Origin of the sequence: Streptomyces tauricus (assembly GCF_014650955.1) — a bacterium.
In the GTDB taxonomy this organism is placed as follows: Bacteria; Actinomycetota; Actinomycetes; order Streptomycetales; family Streptomycetaceae; genus Streptomyces; species Streptomyces tauricus.
Genome location: NZ_BMVY01000002.1, coordinates 496,549 through 513,522, shown reverse-complemented (window position 1 = coordinate 513,522; position 16,974 = coordinate 496,549). Strand labels below are relative to the sequence as shown.

15 protein-coding genes and 1 pseudogene are annotated in these 16,974 nt (G+C 71.3%); 9 read left to right on the top strand and 7 right to left on the bottom strand.

Features of this window, described 5'->3' with window-relative positions:
• Nucleotides 1-29: 29 nt before the first annotated feature.
• The 3 genes from IE278_RS06855 to IE278_RS06845 all read right to left on the bottom strand — a co-directional run bounded on the left by IE278_RS06855 (nucleotide 30) and on the right by IE278_RS06845 (nucleotide 2,907).
• Complete coding sequence (locus IE278_RS06855) at nucleotides 30-821, bottom strand: transcriptional regulator (protein WP_189769898.1); 792 nt, start codon at nucleotides 819-821, stop codon at nucleotides 30-32.
• A 110-nt stretch (nucleotides 822-931) separates the two neighbouring features.
• Nucleotides 932-1,330: a hypothetical protein gene (locus IE278_RS06850; RefSeq protein ID WP_107015662.1), complete on the bottom strand. Its 399-nt coding sequence runs from the start codon at nucleotides 1,328-1,330 to the stop codon at nucleotides 932-934.
• 161 nt (nucleotides 1,331-1,491) lie between these two features.
• Nucleotides 1,492-2,907, bottom strand: coding sequence for a type III PLP-dependent enzyme domain-containing protein (locus tag IE278_RS06845; protein WP_246570047.1), 1,416 nt, complete (start codon nucleotides 2,905-2,907; stop codon nucleotides 1,492-1,494).
• Nucleotides 2,908-3,077: 170 nt separating this feature from the next.
• Between IE278_RS06845 and hutU the strand changes: the two genes are divergently transcribed.
• From hutU to hutI, 4 genes are all read left to right on the top strand, one after another.
• Entirely contained in the window at nucleotides 3,078-4,736 is a 1,659-nt protein-coding gene (gene hutU / locus IE278_RS06840; protein ID WP_189769744.1) for a urocanate hydratase, read from the top strand.
• A 170-nt stretch (nucleotides 4,737-4,906) separates the two neighbouring features.
• Nucleotides 4,907-6,124 carry an allantoate amidohydrolase gene (locus IE278_RS06835; RefSeq protein WP_189769896.1) on the top strand — a complete coding sequence of 406 codons (1,218 nt, stop codon included), beginning with the start codon at nucleotides 4,907-4,909 and terminating at the stop codon, nucleotides 6,122-6,124.
• Nucleotides 6,121-7,497: a formimidoylglutamate deiminase gene (locus IE278_RS06830; protein ID WP_373311918.1), complete on the top strand. Its 1,377-nt coding sequence runs from the start codon at nucleotides 6,121-6,123 to the stop codon at nucleotides 7,495-7,497. Before IE278_RS06835 ends, IE278_RS06830 begins: the two co-directional genes overlap by 4 nt.
• 50 nt (nucleotides 7,498-7,547) lie before the next feature.
• A complete protein-coding gene (hutI, locus tag IE278_RS06825) occupies nucleotides 7,548-8,756 on the top strand; it encodes an imidazolonepropionase (RefSeq protein ID WP_246570045.1) in 1,209 nt (402 codons plus the stop codon).
• Nucleotide 8,757: 1 nt separating this feature from the next.
• Here the strand turns inward: hutI and IE278_RS06820 are convergent, their stop codons facing one another.
• Both IE278_RS06820 and IE278_RS06815 read right to left on the bottom strand, forming a co-directional pair.
• Nucleotides 8,758-8,958, bottom strand: coding sequence for a DUF397 domain-containing protein (locus IE278_RS06820; RefSeq protein WP_189769742.1), 201 nt, complete (start codon nucleotides 8,956-8,958; stop codon nucleotides 8,758-8,760).
• A gap of 7 nt (nucleotides 8,959-8,965) precedes the next feature.
• Nucleotides 8,966-9,817 carry a helix-turn-helix domain-containing protein gene (locus tag IE278_RS06815; protein ID WP_189769740.1) on the bottom strand — a complete coding sequence of 284 codons (852 nt, stop codon included), beginning with the start codon at nucleotides 9,815-9,817 and terminating at the stop codon, nucleotides 8,966-8,968.
• A 194-nt stretch (nucleotides 9,818-10,011) separates the two neighbouring features.
• On the opposite strand from IE278_RS06815, the gene IE278_RS06810 reads away from it, so the two are divergent.
• Nucleotides 10,012-10,425 (top strand): ATP-binding protein, encoded by a 414-nt coding sequence (locus IE278_RS06810; protein WP_189769738.1) that lies wholly within the window; start codon nucleotides 10,012-10,014, stop codon nucleotides 10,423-10,425.
• 26 nt (nucleotides 10,426-10,451) lie between these two features.
• Here IE278_RS06810 and IE278_RS06805 read toward each other — a convergent pair whose 3' ends face one another.
• Both IE278_RS06805 and IE278_RS06800 read right to left on the bottom strand, forming a co-directional pair.
• Nucleotides 10,452-12,005, bottom strand: a complete 1,554-nt coding sequence (locus IE278_RS06805; RefSeq protein WP_189769736.1) for an RICIN domain-containing protein — start codon at nucleotides 12,003-12,005, stop codon at nucleotides 10,452-10,454.
• Nucleotides 12,006-12,215: 210 nt separating this feature from the next.
• Nucleotides 12,216-13,127: an RNA polymerase sigma factor SigF gene (locus tag IE278_RS06800; protein ID WP_189769734.1), complete on the bottom strand. Its 912-nt coding sequence runs from the start codon at nucleotides 13,125-13,127 to the stop codon at nucleotides 12,216-12,218.
• A gap of 239 nt (nucleotides 13,128-13,366) precedes the next feature.
• On the opposite strand from IE278_RS06800, the pseudogene IE278_RS06795 reads away from it, so the two are divergent.
• The 4 genes and pseudogenes from IE278_RS06795 to IE278_RS06780 all read left to right on the top strand — a co-directional run.
• Nucleotides 13,367-13,738, top strand: a pseudogene (locus IE278_RS06795) (STAS domain-containing protein); the annotation flags it as partial.
• A 390-nt stretch (nucleotides 13,739-14,128) separates the two neighbouring features.
• Nucleotides 14,129-14,632 (top strand): ATP-binding protein, encoded by a 504-nt coding sequence (locus IE278_RS06790; RefSeq protein ID WP_189769731.1) that lies wholly within the window; start codon nucleotides 14,129-14,131, stop codon nucleotides 14,630-14,632.
• 612 nt (nucleotides 14,633-15,244) lie between these two features.
• Entirely contained in the window at nucleotides 15,245-15,949 is a 705-nt protein-coding gene (locus tag IE278_RS06785; RefSeq protein ID WP_189769729.1) for an LPXTG cell wall anchor domain-containing protein, read from the top strand.
• A 37-nt stretch (nucleotides 15,950-15,986) separates the two neighbouring features.
• Nucleotides 15,987-16,955: a COG1470 family protein gene (locus IE278_RS06780; RefSeq protein ID WP_189769726.1), complete on the top strand. Its 969-nt coding sequence runs from the start codon at nucleotides 15,987-15,989 to the stop codon at nucleotides 16,953-16,955.
• The last annotated feature ends 19 nt before the right edge of the window (nucleotides 16,956-16,974 follow it).

The following is a 16,974-nucleotide window of genomic DNA, read 5'->3' as shown; positions in this document are numbered from 1 at the left end:
CCTCTCGGCACGCTGTCGGAGCGCGCGGATCACAAGGCCTCCAATGCGTCTCTGAGCCGGCGCAGCAGGGCCACGTCGGGATCCGCCGACGCCTGCGCGGCCTGCGCCGCCCGCGCGGTCGCAGTGGAGACGGGGGACATGGGGGACACGGGGGGTGCGACGGTCTCCGGGGCCCGGCACTCGACCGTCCGCGCGCGGGTCGTCACGATCCCGGCCGCCGCCAGCCGGCGGACGTCGACCAGCGTGTGGAATCCCGGCCGGCCGAGGACCCGTGAGATGTCCGAGACCGTGCGCTCCCCGTCGACCTGGTCGAGGACCGTGCGCTGACGCGGGGGGAGGACCGCGTCGACGGCACGGCCGGTCCGGACCAGTTCCGCGGTGTCCGTGTCCGGGTCAGGCCAGATGCGGTGCAGCAGCGCGCGGCGCCGCAGCGTCTCGCGCTCCACCGCGTCCACGGTCACCGGCCGTACGGGGCCGATCCAGTGCGCGACCCCGTATCTGAACCGCGCCGGGCCGCTGCTCGCGCCGAGCGTGAAGAACGCGGCGTCGTACAGCGCCCCCAGGTGGCACAGCTCCAGGGCGCCCGCGGCCAGCCGCCCGCTGTCGACCAGGAACCGTCCGACACGGCGTTCGGCGCCCGCCTGCGAGACCGCCTCCCACCAGCCGTCGGAACCCAGCGCCCCGCGGCTGGTGAGCAGGACGTCCAGCCCGGGGGTCGCGGGGCTCTCGGCGTGCACCACCTGGCCCTCGACCAGGTACAGCACTCCGCGGTCCCGTGTCAGGACGCCGGTGGCGCGCTCCTCCGCGAGACGGCTGAGCATGGGACTGAGCACCGGCGGGGCCCCGGCCTGCCGGTCCGCGCCGTCCGGCCGGCCGGACGGGTCGGGGTCGGGTCTGCCCAGTCCCGGCAGGGGGCCTGCTTCCATCGTGGTCACCCCACCACCAGCCGTTCCGCCATCTCACCCAGGCGTATTCGGGCCAGGGCGAGATTGCCGTCCGAACGTCCCAGCCACAGATGCAGGAACACACTGCTGTCGAAGGTCGTCCGGACGAAACGCAGGACGTGATAGCTGTCCCTGTTGCTGATGATGAGGTCCTCCACCGGCGGCTGCCCGCCGGACCAGTCGGCTCCTTCCTCGGGTGCGAAGGCCTTGTGTTCGGCGGCGAGCCGGGCGAGTTCCGCCGCCTCGGCCGCGGTGGCCTCGTGATCCCCGTTCGGTGAGTCCCCGACCGTGCCCAGAGCCAGTCCGCTGGTCCAGTCGACCACCGAGGCTCCCCGGGCTCCGGGCAGTCTCATGGCCTCCAGCAGGCACTCGTCGATTCCGGGCACGGTGCTTCCCTCCCGCCCGTCGGTTCAGCTGAGTGACGCAGAAGCTACGCAACGTGTGCGTGACGGGTGAGAGATATGGCATTTTCCCGTGGAACATGCCCGTGCTGGCTAGTGTGGGTCGATTGCCCTGAAGATAATCAGACCTTCTGGGTTTTCCCGGTTCACGGATTCAACCCGGTCAACGCATCCGCGTGTGCCCCTCCCGACTCCGCCACGAGTTCGTCGATCGTCTGCGCCGCGCGGACCGTCGCGAACCGCACCCCGCCGGCCCCGTCCGGTCCGAAGCCGTGGACGGCGGGCCGCGCGAGCGAGTTGTACCCGTAGTGGTGCGCGAAGTAGTACGCCCCCGTGTCCAGCGCGGCCGCGTAGTCGCCCTGTTCGAGCAGCGGCATCGACCGGCCCTCCGCCAGCAGGTCGCCCGCGAAGCAGGCGGGTCCCGCCACGTCCTGCACCACCTCGGGCCCTGCCTTCGGCCGCCCCTCGGCGTCGTACGCGGCCACCCGCAGCGGCCAGGACTCGGGCGCGTACACCGTGCGGGCCGCCACCTGGACCCCCGCGTGCGTCACCGCGATGGCCCGGCCGCCCGCCGACTTCGCGTACTCGACGCGCGCCAGCACCACGCCGTGCTTGGCCAGCAGCGACCGCCCGAACTCCGTGACCAGCCCGTACCGCCCGTCGAACAGCCCCGGCACGGTCGACGCGAGGAGCCGTGCGTACTCCTCGTACGTCGGGGTGTGGACGTCCGAGCCGAAGTTCACCGGCAGCCCGCCGCCGATGTCGAGCGTGTCGATCTGCCGCCGCCCGGCCCGTTCGTTGATCTCCTCCGCGAGCCCGTACGCCTCGGCCACCCCGCGTGCCATCAGCTCCAGCGGCATCCCCTGCGAACCGGAGTGGGTGTGCAGCCGGGTCAGCCACGGCCGGTCCAGATACGCCCGCACGACCCACTCGCGCGCCCCCTCGTCCCGCAGCGCGACGCCGAACTTCGAGGTCGCCGTCGCCGTGGACAGCGCCCCGATCGAACCCCCGCCGACCTGCGGGTTCACCCGCAGCCCCAGGGGTGAGCGAGTCGCCGGCGCCGACCCGACCAGCGCGTCGATCCGGGCCAGCTCCTGAGGGTTGTCCGCGTTGACCGCGATGCCCAGCGCGAGTGCCTCCCGCAGCTCGGCGGGGGTCTTCGCGGGCGAGTCGAGCACCGTACGGGACGGGGGCACCCCGGCGGCGCGGGCGAGGGCCAGCTCGCCCGGACTCGCGACCTCCATGCCGATGCCCTCGTTGTGCAGCAGCCGCAGTACGGGCACCAGCGGGGTGGCCTTCACCGCGAACGCGTGCAGCACGGGCGTGCCCGGTGCGGTCACCGCGTCGAACGCCGCCCGCAGGGCCGCCGCGGAGGTCTGGATGCCGGTGATGTCGAGGAGCGCGACGAGGGGGGTGGCGGGGCCGACGAGTCCCTGCGCCACGGCCGCGCGTACGGCCTCGTGGCGGCGTACGGCTTCCGCCGACCGTTCGCCGGTTGGGTGCCCGTTCGTGTGCCCGTCCGAGTCGGCGTCCGCGTGCCCTGAGTCTGTGTGTGCAGCCATACATCCAGCCAAACACCCGTGCCGCGCCCCTGCTGGCCCACCAGGGTATTGACTAGTTCTATTCATCGGATCAGGATGTGAATAACTGCTGTATCGCGGTATTGCCGTACCGCCGTAGGAACGGCATCACCCGGAGTACGGAGTACTCACCAGTCGCCAGGAGGCAGACCATGTCAGGACCCCGCCCCGTCCGAGCGCCGCGCGGAACGGAACTGAGCGCCCTGGGATGGCAGCAGGAAGCCGCTCTGCGGATGCTGCAGAACAACCTCGACCCCGAGGTCGCCGAGCACCCCGACAAGCTCGTCGTCTACGGCGGCACCGGCAAGGCGGCCCGCGACTGGCGCTCCTACGACGCCATGGTCCGTACGCTGCGGACGCTGAAGCAGGACGAGACGATGCTCGTCCAGTCCGGCCGCCCCGTCGGCGTCATGCAGACCCACGAGTGGGCGCCGCGCGTCCTCATCGCCAACTCCAACCTGGTCGGCGACTGGGCGAACTGGGAGGAGTTCCGGCGCCTCGAAGCCCTCGGCCTCACCATGTACGGGCAGATGACCGCCGGTTCCTGGATCTACATCGGCACGCAGGGCATCCTCCAGGGCACCTACGAGACCTTCTCCGCCGTCGCCGCGAAGAAGTTCGGCGGGACGCTCGCCGGGACCATCACCCTGACGGCCGGCCTCGGCGGCATGGGCGGCGCCCAGCCGCTCGCCGTGACGATGAACGACGGCGTCGCGATCTGTATCGACGTCGACCCGCGCGCCATCGAGCGCCGCATCGAGCACCGGTACCTGGACGTACGCGCCGACTCCCTGGAGCACGCCCTCCAGCTCGCCGTCGAGGCCCGGGACGCCCGCCGCCCGCTCTCCATCGGCCTGCTCGGCAACGCCGCCGACCTGCTGCCGCGGATGCTCGCCGAAGGCGCCCCGGTCGACATCGTGACCGACCAGACCTCGGCCCACGACCCGCTCGCCTACCTGCCCGTGGGCGTCGACTTCGACGACATGGCCACGTACGCCGCGAAGGACCCGGCCGGTTTCACCACCCGGGCCCGTGAGTCCATGGCCCGGCACGTGGAGGCCATGGTGGGCTTCATGGACGCCGGCGCCGAGGTCTTCGACTACGGAAACTCCATCCGGGGCGAGGCCCAGCTCGCCGGATACGAGCGGGCCTTCGCCTTCCCCGGCTTCGTGCCCGCCTACATCCGGCCGCTGTTCTCCGAGGGCAAGGGCCCCTTCCGCTGGGCCGCCCTGTCCGGCGAGGCGTCCGACATCCACAAGACCGACAAGGCGATCCTCGACCTCTTCCCGGAGAACGAGTCCCTCCACCGCTGGATCAAGCTGGCCGGCGAGCGCGTCCACTTCCAGGGCCTGCCCGCGCGGATCTGCTGGCTCGGCTACGGCGAGCGGGACAAGGCGGGCGAGCGCTTCAACGACATGGTCGCCTCGGGCGAACTGGCCGCTCCCCTCGCCATCGGCCGCGACCACCTCGACTGCGGTTCCGTCGCCTCCCCGTACCGCGAGACCGAGGCCATGCTCGACGGCTCCGACGCGATCGCCGACTGGCCCTTGCTGAACGCGATGGTGAACGTGGCGTCCGGCGCGTCCTGGGTGTCCATCCACCACGGTGGCGGTGTGGGCATGGGGCGGTCCATCCACGCGGGGCAGGTGTCGGTGGCCGACGGCACGAAGCTCGCGGGCGAGAAGATTCGCCGCGTGCTGACGAATGACCCCGGGATGGGGGTCATTCGGCATGTCGATGCCGGGTACGACATCGCGGAGGCCGTCGCTGACGAGCGTGGCGTGCGGGTTCCCATGCGGGAGGGCGAGTGAGCGGGTCGTCGTCCGGCGGGGGCTCCGCCCCCGGGCCCGGCCAGGGGCTCCGCCCCCGGACCCCCGATCGGCCTGAACGGCCTCGTCCTCAAACGCCGGACGGGCTGGTGGGGCCCGAGCGGTCTCGTCGGCAGGCGGCGGACGGGCTGACCGGTTCCTCCTTTCTGTCCATGTGGCGGGAGTTGGAGGCCATCGGGCGGCACCCCGGGGCCGGGGGGTATCGGCGGTTCGCCTGGACCGGGGCCGATGCCGACTGTCGGGACTGGTTCCGGGGGGAGGCCGAGGCGCGGGGGCTCCTTCTCGAACTGGACCGGAACGGGAACCAGTGGGCCTGGCTCGGTGACCCCTCGGCGGGGGACGCCGTCGTCACCGGGTCGCACCTCGACTCGGTGCCCGACGGCGGCGCCTTCGACGGGCCGCTCGGCGTCGTGTCCTCCTTCGCCGCGCTGGACGAACTACGCGGCCGCAACGCGCGGTTCACCAAGCCCCTCGCCATCGTGAACTTCGGCGACGAGGAGGGCGCCCGCTTCGGGCTGGCCTGTGTGGGCTCACGGCTCACCGCCGGGGAACTCACCGTCGAGCAGGCGCACCGGCTCACCGACGCCGACGGGATCACCCTCCCGCAGGCGATGGAGGCCGCGGGCCACGACCCGGACGCCATCGGGCCGGACCCCGAACGCCTCGCCCGGATCGGCGCGTTCGTCGAACTGCACGTCGAGCAGGGGCGTGCCCTCGACCTGAGCGGCGACCAGGTCGGCGTCGCCAGCGCCATCTGGCCGCACGGGCGGTGGCGGTTCGACTTCCGGGGCGAGGCCAACCACGCGGGCACCACCCGCCTCGTGGACCGCCGCGACCCCATGCTGTCGTACGCGGAGACCGTGCTCGCGGCCCGCCGGGAAGCACAGCTCGCGGGCGCCGTCGCCACCTTCGGCAAGATCTCGGTCGAGCCGAACGGCGTCAACGCCATCCCCTCCCTCGTGCGTGGCTGGCTCGACTCCCGCGCCGCCGACCAGGCGACCCTCGACATGGTCGTCCACGGCATCGAGAAGGCGGCCCGCGAGTACGCCGACGCGCACGGCATCCACCTCGATGTCGTCCGGGAGTCGTTCACGCCGGTCGTCGAGTTCGAGCACGCCCTGCGGGACGAGATCGCCCGTCTGCTGGGCAAGGGGGACGGGGGGAAGGGCGCGCACCTGAACGTTCCCGTCCTCGGGACCGGTGCGGGACACGACGCCGGAATCCTCTCCGGTTCGATTCCGACCGCCATGCTGTTCGTACGCAACCCCACGGGGGTCTCGCACTCGCCGGCCGAGTACGCCGCCGAGGACGACTGCGTGGCCGGGGTGACCGCACTCGCCGACGTACTGGAAGGGCTGGCCTGCAAGTGAGCGAGCTGAACGCGAGCGAGCGAGGCACGACGTACTGGCTGGAGCACGCCTGGCTCGACTCCTATGTCGAGCCGGGTGTGGGCCTCGACGTGGGTGCGGACGGCAGGATCGCCGCCGTCCGTACCGGCGTCGACCGTCCACCGCCCGGAGCGGAGATCCTGCGTGGTCTGACGCTCCCCGGCCTCGCCAACACCCACAGCCACGCCTTCCACCGGGCCCTGCGCGGCACCGTCCAGGTCGGCTCCGGGACCTTCTGGACCTGGCGCGAGATCATGTACTCCGTCGCGGACCGGCTGACCCCGGACACGTACCACGCGCTCGCCCGCGCGGTGTACGCCGAGATGGCGCTCGCCGGGGTCACGGCCGTCGGCGAGTTCCACTACGTGCACCACGCGCCGGGCGGCACCCCCTACGCCGACCCGAACGCCATGGGTGAGGCGCTCATCGAGGCCGCCGCCGAGGCCGGTATCCGCATCACCCTCCTCGACACCGTCTACCTCGCCGGTGGCCTGGTCGACGCGCGCCGGGGACAGCCCCCGAACCGGCACCAGCTCCGCTTCTCCGACGGCACCGCGGAGGCCTGGGCGACACGCTCTTCAGTTCTCAAGGACCGAGATCACGCGCGGATCGGGGCCGCCGTCCACTCCGTACGGGCCGTGCCCGCGGGGCAGTTGGCGACGGTGGCGCGGTGGGCCGAGGAGCGGCGGGCCCCGCTCCATGTGCACCTGTCCGAGCAGACGGCGGAGAACGACGCCTGCCTCGCGGCCCACGGGTGCACCCCTACGCAGTTGCTCGCCGACCATGGGGTGCTCGGGCCGCGCACCACCGGTGTGCACAACACCCACCTCACCGACGCGGACATCGCGCTGCTCGGCCGGTCGGGGACCGGCACGTGCATGTGCCCGACCACCGAGCGCGACCTCGCCGACGGCATCGGACCGGCCGTCGCCCTCCAGAAAGCCGGCTCCCCGCTGTCCCTCGGCTCCGACAGCCACGCCGTGATCGACCTGCTCGAAGAGGCACGCGCGTTGGAGCTGAACGAGCGCCTGCGCAGCCGTACCCGGGGGCACTGGACCGCGGCGGCGCTCCTTCGCGCCGCCTCCGCGGACGGGCACGCGGCCCTCGGCTGGGCCGACGCGGGCACGCTCGAAGCGGGTGCGCTCGCCGACTTCACGACGGTCGCGCTCGACTCCGTCAGAACAGCGGGGACGCTGCCGCGGCTCGGCGCCGAGACGGCCGTATTCGCCGCGACAGCGGCGGATGTGCGGCACACCGTCGTGGGCGGCCGGCACGTCGTACGCGACGGGGCGCACACCCTCGTCCCGGACGTGCCGCAGGCCCTCGCGGACGCGATCGAAGCGCTGCGCGCCTGAACGCAGGCCCTGACCAGGCTCCCTTCGCCCCGACAGCCCCCGAGGACGCCATGAGCAGCACGACCGGCACCACCAGCGGTAGCAATACCGGCAGCACGACCCTCATCACCAACATCGCCAGTCTGGTCACCAACGACCCCTCCCTCGGTGACGGATCTCCGCTCGGTCTGATCCAGGACGCGGCCGTCGTCATCGACGGCGACCGCATCGCTTGGACCGGTGACTCAAGAAAAGCACCCGCCACTGACAATCAGGTCGACGCCGGTGGTCGCGCGGTCATCCCCGGCTTCGTGGACTCCCACTCGCACCTCGTCTTCGCGGGCGACCGCACGCAGGAGTTCAACGCCCGTATGTCCGGGCGGGCCTACAGCGCCGGTGGCATCCGGACCACCGTCGCCGCCACCCGCGCGGCGAGCGACGAGGAGCTGGAGCGCAACCTCACCCGCTACCTCGCCGAGGCCCTGCGCCAGGGCACGACCACGTTCGAGACCAAGTCGGGCTACGGGTTGACGGTCGAGGACGAGGCGCGGGCCCTTCGTATCGCCGCCGCCCACACCGACGAGGTGACCTACCTCGGCGCGCACATCGTCTCGCCGGACTTCGCGGACGACCCCGCCGCGTACGTCGCGCTCGTCACCGGCGAGATGCTGGACGCGTGTGCCCCGTACGCGCGTTGGATCGACGTCTTCTGCGAGAAGGGCGCCTTCGACGGGGACCAGGCCCGCGCGATCCTCACGGCGGGCAAGGCGAAGGGGCTGCATCCGCGCATCCACGCCAACCAGCTCTCGTACGGCCCCGGTGTGCAGCTGGCCGTCGAGCTGGACGCGGCCAGCGCCGACCACTGCACGTACCTCACCGACGCGGACGTGGACGCCCTCGCGAGCGGTGACACGGTGGCGACGCTGCTGCCGGGCGCGGAGTTCTCCACGCGTGCGCAGTGGCCCGACGCGCGTCGGCTCCTCGACGCGGGCGTCACGGTCGCCCTGTCGACGGACTGCAACCCGGGCTCGTCCTTCACGTCGTCCGTGCCGTTCTGCGTCGCGCTGGCGGTACGGGACATGGGCATGACGCCCGACGAGGCGCTCTGGTCGGCCACGGCGGGCGGCGCCGCGGCGCTCCGCCGCACGGACATCGGCCGCGTGGCCCCGGGCGCGTACGCCGACTTGGCGCTCCTGGACGCCCCGAGCCACGTACACCTGGCCTACCGGCCGGGGGTGCCGCTGGTACGGGAGGTGTGGCGCCGGGGCGTACGCGTGTGAGTCAGGGTGCGGTAGGGGCTGCGCCCGCTTTCACCCCGCGTATGAGGTGGGCCAACGGGCCGGTGGTGGTGGTGAGTTCGGTGTCCGGGGTGTCGCTCTCGCGGAGGTGGAGGGTGGTGGGGGTGGCCGCGAGTTCCACGCACGTGTTGCCTTCGCCGCCCCCCGAGAACGTGGACTTCTGCCAGTGCAGGGTGTGGTCCATGGCGCGCTCACAGCTCCTTGGTCAAGCGATGGATGAAGTCTTGTGACGCCGTGGGGTCCAGCGACGCCGCTTCCACCTTACGGAAGAGTGTTCGGAGCCGTTTCAGCTCCGCCTCAGCATTAGTGAACATGGTCCCGGTGGGCGCGTCGAGAAGGCCGGTGTCCAGTTGGGGCAGGGGCCCACCCATGTACATCATTGACGCGTCGGCACCACCGAAGCCGTCCTGGTCGGTCGGGATGACGCGCACGGTGACGTGCCCCTGCTCGATCTGGTCCAGGATCTGGCGGAGTTGGACGAGGGACGTGTGGCGGTCGGCCACACGGATGCGTAGTGCGAACTCGTGCAGGATCGTCTCGTACGGGGTGGGATTGTCGCCGTCGATGACCGCGCGCCGCCGCATCCGGTGTTCCACCCGGGGCGCCAGCTCGCTCTGGGGCAACTCCGGGCGCATGTACTGGAACACTGCCCGGGCGTAGTCGGGGGTCTGGAGCAGCCCCGGAACGTAGGTGATGACGACCTCGCGCAGGAATGTAGCGTGGTGCTCCGCCTCGGCCACGTCAAGGTTCACCTGGGGCAGGACTCCTCGGTACTCGTCCCACCAACCGCGTGCGTGCTCGGTCGCCATCGCTACGAGAGCGTCGATCAACTCCTCGTCAGTGCACGCGCAGTGGGCTGCCAGCCTGCGCAGCCGCTCCTCGCTGATCGCCGAACTGCCGGCTTCGATCTGGCTCATGTGTGTCGAACTCGACCCGAGTAGCCCGGCGACCTCTTTGGCTGGTTTGCCGGCGGCTTGACGCAGTTTGCGCAGCTCAGAGCCCAGACGAGCTTGTCGTGCTGTGGGCTGGCTCCGCATGGTCATTCAGGCAACTGCCTCTCTGGGGTTCCTCGTTCGGAGTCAGATTACGTCAATCGGTTGCAACGGTAGGAATTACTACCCTACTGTCAGTGACGCACCGCACACGCTGCGGAAGCGCACCGCTTCGTCCTGCCATGACGGTTGCGGCTCTGACACCGCCCGTGCGACTCACCCCACCCCACCCCTGGAGCTGCCGCGTGCCCGAAACCGAGACCCTGCCCTGGGAGTACTCCGTGTCCATCCCCAACGACCCCCGGGGCGTCACCGTCTGCCGGCGCACCCTTCGGCTCATCCTCACCATGCACGGCCTGATCCGCCTCGTCGACGTCGCCGAACTCCTCGCGGCCGAGCTGGTCGCCAACGCCGTACTGCACACGAAGGGGCCCGCGACCCTGCGGGTCTGCTGGTCGCTCGGGGTCCTGCAGATCGGCGCGTGGGACGCGGACCCCGAACCGCCCGAGCCGCCCGGGGAGTTGACCGGTCTCACGGACACCGAGGGCGGCAGGGGCCTCGCCCTGGTCCGCGCCTGCTCCGACGCCTGGGGCTGGCAACCCCTGTTCAGACACGGCAACCGAGGCAAGTACGTATGGTGCGACCTGGCCGCCGTGTGAGCCTCATGGATCGCGGCGCGGGCGGTTCAGGCCGCCCCCGCCCTCCATCGCTGGCCCCGCCCTCCCGTGTCCGGTGCCAGGGCCAGGGTGTTGTCGCCCGTCGGGGTCAGGGCGTGGTCCGGGGCTATGGCCGGGGTGAGGGTGCCCGTCGGGGTGACCGCGAAGCGTAGGTTCGGGCCGTTGTGGCCGTCGAGCGAGTCGCATTCCCAGATGCCCACGCCGTCGTCGGTCGCGCCCCGGCTGTCCAGGCAGAAGTCGGGGTCGGCGTACGACCGCAGAGCGCCCTCGTCCGCGTCGACCCGCCAGCGCTGCGTGCGGGAGGCGGAACACGGGGCCGTGATCACGTCCGTGCCCTTCTCCAGGTCGCCGTTGCGGATGTCCAGACAGCGGCCCGAGGCGAGATTGACCACCTGGGCGTAGCTCCCGCCGGGCGGCGACGGCGGCGGGGTGTGCTTCGTACGGGACGGGCTCGGGGCCGGGGTCGTGGGCTTCGACGGGCTCGGGCTGCGCGTCTGCTTCGGCGGTTTCGTCGTGCTCGTCGCGGAGGGCAGCTGTGTCGTGGGGACCGTGGCCGTCACCGTCACCGGTGGGCGTGTCGGAGTCGCCGTGCCGTTCGCCCCCTGGGGTTGTGAGTCCCCCGAGGGCGTGAGGAAGAGGAGCAGTGGGGCCAGGGCCACGCCTAGTGCCGCCGAGGTCAGGACGAGGCGGCGGGACCGCGGCCAGGTTTGCAGCGCCGACCACGGCCTTGACTCGGCACGCTCGTGGTCGTGCGGCCGGGGCCCGGCGGTCGGCACGTACGCCGTGCCGCCCCACGGCAGCAGGCCCTCGGCCAGCGCCGTACGCGGATCGTCCCGCAGCGCGGAGAGCACCTCGTAGGCCGTGGCGCAGTGTTCGCACTCGGCCATGTGGGTGCGCAGATCCGTGCTGTGACGGGGATTGTCCGGGCGTACCGACTCCTCGATCAGTCGGCGGAAGTCCTGGCAGCGCGGGTTCCCGGACGCGGCGAGGTGGGACTTCAGGAAGGTCGCGCGCAACACCTGGAGCGACGACTCCAGCCCGTACGTCACGTCCTGGCGCGTGACCCCCAGCAGTCCCGCCGTCTCGTCCTCGGGCTCCCGCTCGACCAGCCCGTACCAGATCAGGCCCTGGATCCGGGCGGGCAGCGAGCGGAACGCGTCGAGCATCGGCGGGTTCGGGCCGCCGGGACCGGCCTCGTGCAGCCGCGCGAGCAGTCCGGGGTCGAGCCGTCGGGAGCGCTGGTCCCCGGCCCACGCGACGGCCACCCGCCAGGACAGCAGCAGGAGTTGGTGCCGCCAGGGCCCGCGCGGATCGACCCCGCGTACGGTCTCCCGCGCGGCGAGCGTGAACGCGTGGGCCGTCAGCTCCCGGGCCGCGTACTCGCCCGTGGTGCACAGCCGGGCGTACGCGAGCACCGCGCTCCGGTGGCGGGCGCGCAGTTCCTCCAGCGCCGCGTCCCCGGTCGTGGCGTCGGCGCGCAGCAGTTCGGTGAGTCGCGCGTCGGACGCCCCCGTGTGCACCCCTCCGCCGGGCCGATCGTCGTCGCCCTCGCCCCGAGCCATGCGTCCGCCTCCTCCGCGCCCGTACCGCCGCCCACTCAGCCGACTGCTGACGTACCAGCCAGTTTGCCGGGTGCCCATAGTGAGGGAAGGTGACCGGAGGGGAAAGGGGTATCCCTGGGTAACGCTGACAGAAAGCGCGGGGCCGAGCCGGTCCGGCCGGCTCGGCCCCGCGCATGCCGTACGTACGGCGAAAGTGTCGCTACTGGAGGGTCACTCCTCGACGGTCAGCCCCCTGCGCAGCCGCACCAGCGTCCGCGACAGCAGTCGCGACACGTGCATCTGCGAGATGCCCAGCTCCTCGCCGATCTCCGACTGGGTCAGGTTGGCGACGAAGCGCAGCGACAGGATCTGCCGGTCGCGCTGCGGAAGTTCGGCGATCAGCGGCTTCAACGACTCGACGTACTCGATGCCTTCGAGCCCGTGGTCCTCGTAACCGATGCGGTCGGCCAGCGCGCCCTCGGAGTCGTCCTCCTCGGGCTGGGCGTCCAGCGAGCTGGCTGTGTAGGCGTTGGACGCGGCCATGCCCTCGACGACCTCGTCGTTCGACAGCCCCAGACGCTCCGCCAGCTCTCCCACCGTCGGAGCGCGGTCCAGCTGCTGCGCGAGTTCGTCGCCCGCCTTGGCCAGGTCGAGACGGAGTTCCTGAAGCCTTCGCGGTACGCGCACGGACCATGACGTGTCGCGGAAGAAGCGCTTGATCTCACCGACGATGGTTGGCATCGCGAATGTCGGGAACTCGACGCCACGGCTCAGCTCGAAGCGGTCGATTGCTTTGATCAGGCCGATCGTGCCGACCTGGATGATGTCTTCCATGGGTTCGCTGCGGGAGCGGAACCGGGAGGCGGCGAACTTGACCAGTGCGAGGTTGAGTTCGACGAGGGTGTTGCGGACGTACGAGTACTCGGAGGTGCCTTCCTCCAGCGTCTCGAGTCGCGCGAAGAGAGTCTTGGAGAGTGCTCGCGCGTCGACCGGGCCGACCTCCGCGAACGGGGGGATCTCGGGAAGCCCGGCGAGGCCGGCGTTCTCGTCGGCGGACTCTTCTTCCAGTTCGTCCAGAGGGCGTGTCGACGTCGCCCTCTGGGCCTGCGATGCGTCGAGCCGGGGTGACATGATGTCCTCCATCGTTCTCGGCATATGGCTGCCGATGCCAATACGTGCACTGCGGTGTGCGGCGCCTCCAAAGCCGGCCGTGTCGAAAACTGTCTCTACTAGCCCTACCCGCTTTCGTGACCCTCTCGCAAGTGAGTTATGCGGTGAAATGTCCGATTCTTGGCGGTTGTTCGGGTGTCAGAGTGTGCAGGGAAGGCGTAGGGTTCGAGTGCGTCAACGAACAACCACATCGGTCGGAAGAGAGAGACGGCATGGACCGCGGGACGGTCGGCAGCGCACAGTCGGGCCGGCTTCTGGTCGAGGTGCGAGAAGAGGGCACTAGTGCCGTCGTCACCCCGGCGGGTGAGCTGGATCACCATACGGCGGATCTTCTGCGCGAACCGGTCGAGGACTGCCTCGACCGCGGGTTCGTGCGCCTCGTCGTGGACTGTTCACGGTTGGAGTTCTGCGACTCCACCGGACTGAACGTCCTCCTCGGCGCTCGGCTGCGCGCCGAGGCCGCCGGTGGTGGGGTCCATCTGGCAGGAATGCTGCCGGTGGTGGCCCGGGTCTTCGAGATCACCGGAGCAGAAGCCGTCTTCACCGTGCACGACACGCTGGAAGCGGCATTGGACGACAAGAGCGGGGCAGGCGACTCCACGGCGGACGGCTCCGCGGCGGCGGGGCCCGAGGGCGGTGCGGCCGAGGGCCGGGCCTCCGCGGCCGATCGGGGTGAGTAGTCGCTCCGGGGTGCTGTCCTGCGGCACAGTTGTGTCCGGGTCGCCTTCGACGTGATCAACGCGATATCGGGGTCTCGTCATCCGTACCGAACAAGTGGGTGTTCCGACGGTTCGGTCGGGCAGGAGACATCCTGAATATGTCAACGGACCCAACGGCGAGTACGCGGCAGTCCCGGACCACTCCCGGAGCCCGAGTGTCCCGAGCTTTCCGAGTGCGTCCCGTGTGCTGAATGTGCTGAGAACTGAGTCTTGAATCGTGATCGTGAACTGGTGAATCGGTGAGGTGAAGCGCTGATGAGCACCACCCGGCCTTACTCGCCGGGCGACCGCGGCCCTGAATCGGGCGACGGCGGCGCTTCCGGGGCGTCTCCGGGCGGTACGCCCCCCGGGCGCCACGCCCGCCGGCTGAACTTCGACGGCGAGAGCGGCGTCGTCCCGCTCGCCCGTGACTTCGCCAGGCAGGCGCTGTACGAGTGGGGGTGGCTGCCCGCGGCCACCGCCGATCGGCGGGCCGCGGCGGAGGATGTGCTGCTGGTCGTCTCCGAGCTCGTCACCAACGCCTGTCTGCACGCGGAGGGTCCGGACGAGCTCTGGATCTCCTGCGAGAACAAGGTGCTGCGGATCGAGGTCTCCGACCGCGGGGCCGGTCAGCCCGCGCCGCGGACGCCGCACCGGGCCGGGCGGCCCGGGGGGCACGGGATGTTCATCGTGCAGCGGTTGTGCCTGGACTGGGGTGTGATCCGGGCGGAGGGGGTTGCGGGGAAGACTGTTTGGGCGGAGTTGGGGGCCCCCGCGTAGCGCTCCGCTGTGGTTTGGCGTTGCCCTGTGGGTTGGGTTGCCTATCCCCTCCGGGGGTGTGGGTCCCTGCGGGGTGCCTTTGGCTGGTGGGGTTTGGCTGCGGGTCGGTCTGTGCTGGTCGCGCAGTTCCCCGCGCCCCTTAAGGGCCTTCGGCCCTCCGGGCGCCGTTCCCGTGCCCCCCTTAAGGGTCTTCGGTCTTCGGGTGTAGTTCCCCGTGCCCCCCTTGAGGGTCTTCGGTCCTTCGGGTGCCGGTACCCGTGTCCCTTGGGGGCCTTCGGCCCCCGTGCGCAGTTCCCCGCGCCCCTGTCGGGGCTTCGGGTCCCCGTGCGTCGTTCCCCGCGCCCCTGTCGGGGCTTCGGGTCCCCGTGCGTCGTTCCCCGCGCCCCTGTCGGGGCTTCGGGCCCTCGGGTGCCGGTTCCCGCGCCCCCTGATGGCCTTCGGCGCTCTGGGTGTGGGGCGGTAGGGGTTCTTGTGCGTTGGAATCCTGTGGATCCGGTGTGCGCTTTGTCTTCCCTCGGCAAGGGGCCGGGCGTACCTTGACGGCCGATCTGATGTTCCGTCAGGAACTTCGTCAGGAACGGTGTCAGGAACGCCTTCGGGAATGAGGGGACCGTGTCATACCGGACGTACCAGAAACGAACCGCCGCGCTCGCGTCCGCCGCGGCCCTGGCCGGCTCGGCGGTGCTGATGGCCGCCCCCGCAGCCCGGGCCGACGTGGTGGACGTCAACTATCAGTGCAAAACCCCTATTGGTGATAAATCAGCCGTCTCGCCCATCGATATCAAGAGCGTCAAGAGCGGCAGCGGCTACCGGCTCACGATGACCTTCGAGAAGGGTGTCTCGTCCAGCCCCGTCGAACTGGGCAAGGGCGCGATGAACCCGAGCGCGGTCATCAAACTCGGCGGCGCCGACAGCGGGACCGTGGCGGTCAAGGGCCCCGCGAACCCGGACGCGATCCCCGCCAACACCCCCATCAAGATCACCGATCTGTCCGGGACGTACACCCCGAAGGGAAGCGGCAAGGTCACCTTCACCGCGGGTGTACTGACCATCGAGGCCCTCGGTACGACGACCACCTGCACACCCGGCAACAACCCGAAGCCATCGCTGACCCTGACCGTCGCCGCGGCGGCCGGTGGCGGCAGCACCTCCGGCTCCTCCGGCTCGGCGCAGGACGCTCCGGCCGGCGGTGAGGAGCTGCCGCAGACCGGACCCGAGGACTCCGCGATCGCCCTCGGCACGCTCGGCGGCACCGTCCTGCTGGCGGGCGCGGCGGGCGTGCTGTGGCTGACCCGGCGCAACCAGGCCCGCGGCTGAACCGCCCCGCACCAGCCCTTCTGCCTCGGAGCCGCCGATGCCGTTCGCCGTCCGTGCCCTCTGCCTCGCCTCCGTGACCGTGCTCGGCGCCTCCCCGGTCTCCGTGGCCGCCGACGACTGGTCCGTCGTGCCCTCGGCGGGCGGGCGCGACGGCCGGCCGTACTTCTACGCCGAGGGCGCGCCCGGCACGGTCCTCCAGGACACCGTGTCGGTGCGCAACCCCGGCGGAAAGCCGCTGACGGTACGGCTCCGCGGCGCCGACGCCGACAACGGCGCCGACGGAACGCTCTCCGTACGGGCGCGGGCGAAGGACACCGGGGCCTGGATCACCTTCGCCGAGCGGACGGTACGGATTCCCGCGCGCACCCGCGCCGACGTGCCCTTCACCGTCAGCGTCCCGGCGGACACCGCGCCCGGTGACCACCCCGGCGCGATCCTCGCGAGCGCCGGGGGCCGGACCGCGGCCGTACGGGTCCAGCTGCGCGTCGGCGGACCGACCCTCTCGGCGCTCACGGTCGAGCACGTGCGGATCCATGACGGCCTGATCTCCTACGAACTGGTCAACCGCGGCACCACCGTGCTGACCCCGAGGCTCGCCGTACGCGCCGAGGGATTGTTCGGCGAAGTTCTCGACCGGGCCCCGCGCACCCTGCCCGTCGAACTGCTTCCCGGCCGCCGCGTCCGGCTCGACGAACCCTGGCCCGATCCGCCCGCCCTCGACGGGGTCGACGTCGGGCTGACGGTCACGGCGGAGGGCGGGGTCCGTGCCGGGGCGGACGCACGCGTGTGGTTCGTGCCGCGGACGGCGGGGGTGGTGGGCGCGTTGTCCGGGCTCGCGGTGTGCGCGGGGGGCGCCCTCTGGTTCGTACGACGTGTACGACGTGTACGACATGTGCGGCGGCGGGGGCGGTCCGGGTGGACTGGGGGCGCCGAGCGGCCGCGTACGGAGGTCGACACGACGGGAGTCGGGACGTCGGAAGTCGAGACGACGGGAGCGGCGATGTGAGCGGTGACGTGGGTGGCGG

Excerpts from the sequence above, each read along its gene's own strand:
- IE278_RS06805 (WP_189769736.1), bottom strand. The coding sequence starts at position 12,005 with ATGGCTCGGGGCGAGGGCGACGACGATCGGCCCGGCGGAGGGGTGCAC.
- IE278_RS06845 (WP_246570047.1), bottom strand. The coding sequence starts at position 2,907 with ATGGCTGCACACACAGACTCAGGGCACGCGGACGCCGACTCGGACGGG.
- IE278_RS06815 (WP_189769740.1), bottom strand. The coding sequence starts at position 9,817 with ATGACCATGCGGAGCCAGCCCACAGCACGACAAGCTCGTCTGGGCTCT.
- IE278_RS06835 (WP_189769896.1), top strand. The coding sequence starts at position 4,907 with ATGTGGCGGGAGTTGGAGGCCATCGGGCGGCACCCCGGGGCCGGGGGG.
- IE278_RS06790 (WP_189769731.1), top strand. The coding sequence starts at position 14,129 with ATGAGCACCACCCGGCCTTACTCGCCGGGCGACCGCGGCCCTGAATCG.
- IE278_RS06780 (WP_189769726.1), top strand. The coding sequence starts at position 15,987 with ATGCCGTTCGCCGTCCGTGCCCTCTGCCTCGCCTCCGTGACCGTGCTC.
- IE278_RS06800 (WP_189769734.1), bottom strand. The coding sequence starts at position 13,127 with ATGGAGGACATCATGTCACCCCGGCTCGACGCATCGCAGGCCCAGAGG.
- hutU (WP_189769744.1), top strand. The coding sequence starts at position 3,078 with ATGTCAGGACCCCGCCCCGTCCGAGCGCCGCGCGGAACGGAACTGAGC.
- IE278_RS06820 (WP_189769742.1), bottom strand. The coding sequence starts at position 8,958 with ATGGACCACACCCTGCACTGGCAGAAGTCCACGTTCTCGGGGGGCGGC.
- IE278_RS06855 (WP_189769898.1), bottom strand. The coding sequence starts at position 821 with ATGCTCAGCCGTCTCGCGGAGGAGCGCGCCACCGGCGTCCTGACACGG.
- hutI (WP_246570045.1), top strand. The coding sequence starts at position 7,548 with ATGAGCAGCACGACCGGCACCACCAGCGGTAGCAATACCGGCAGCACG.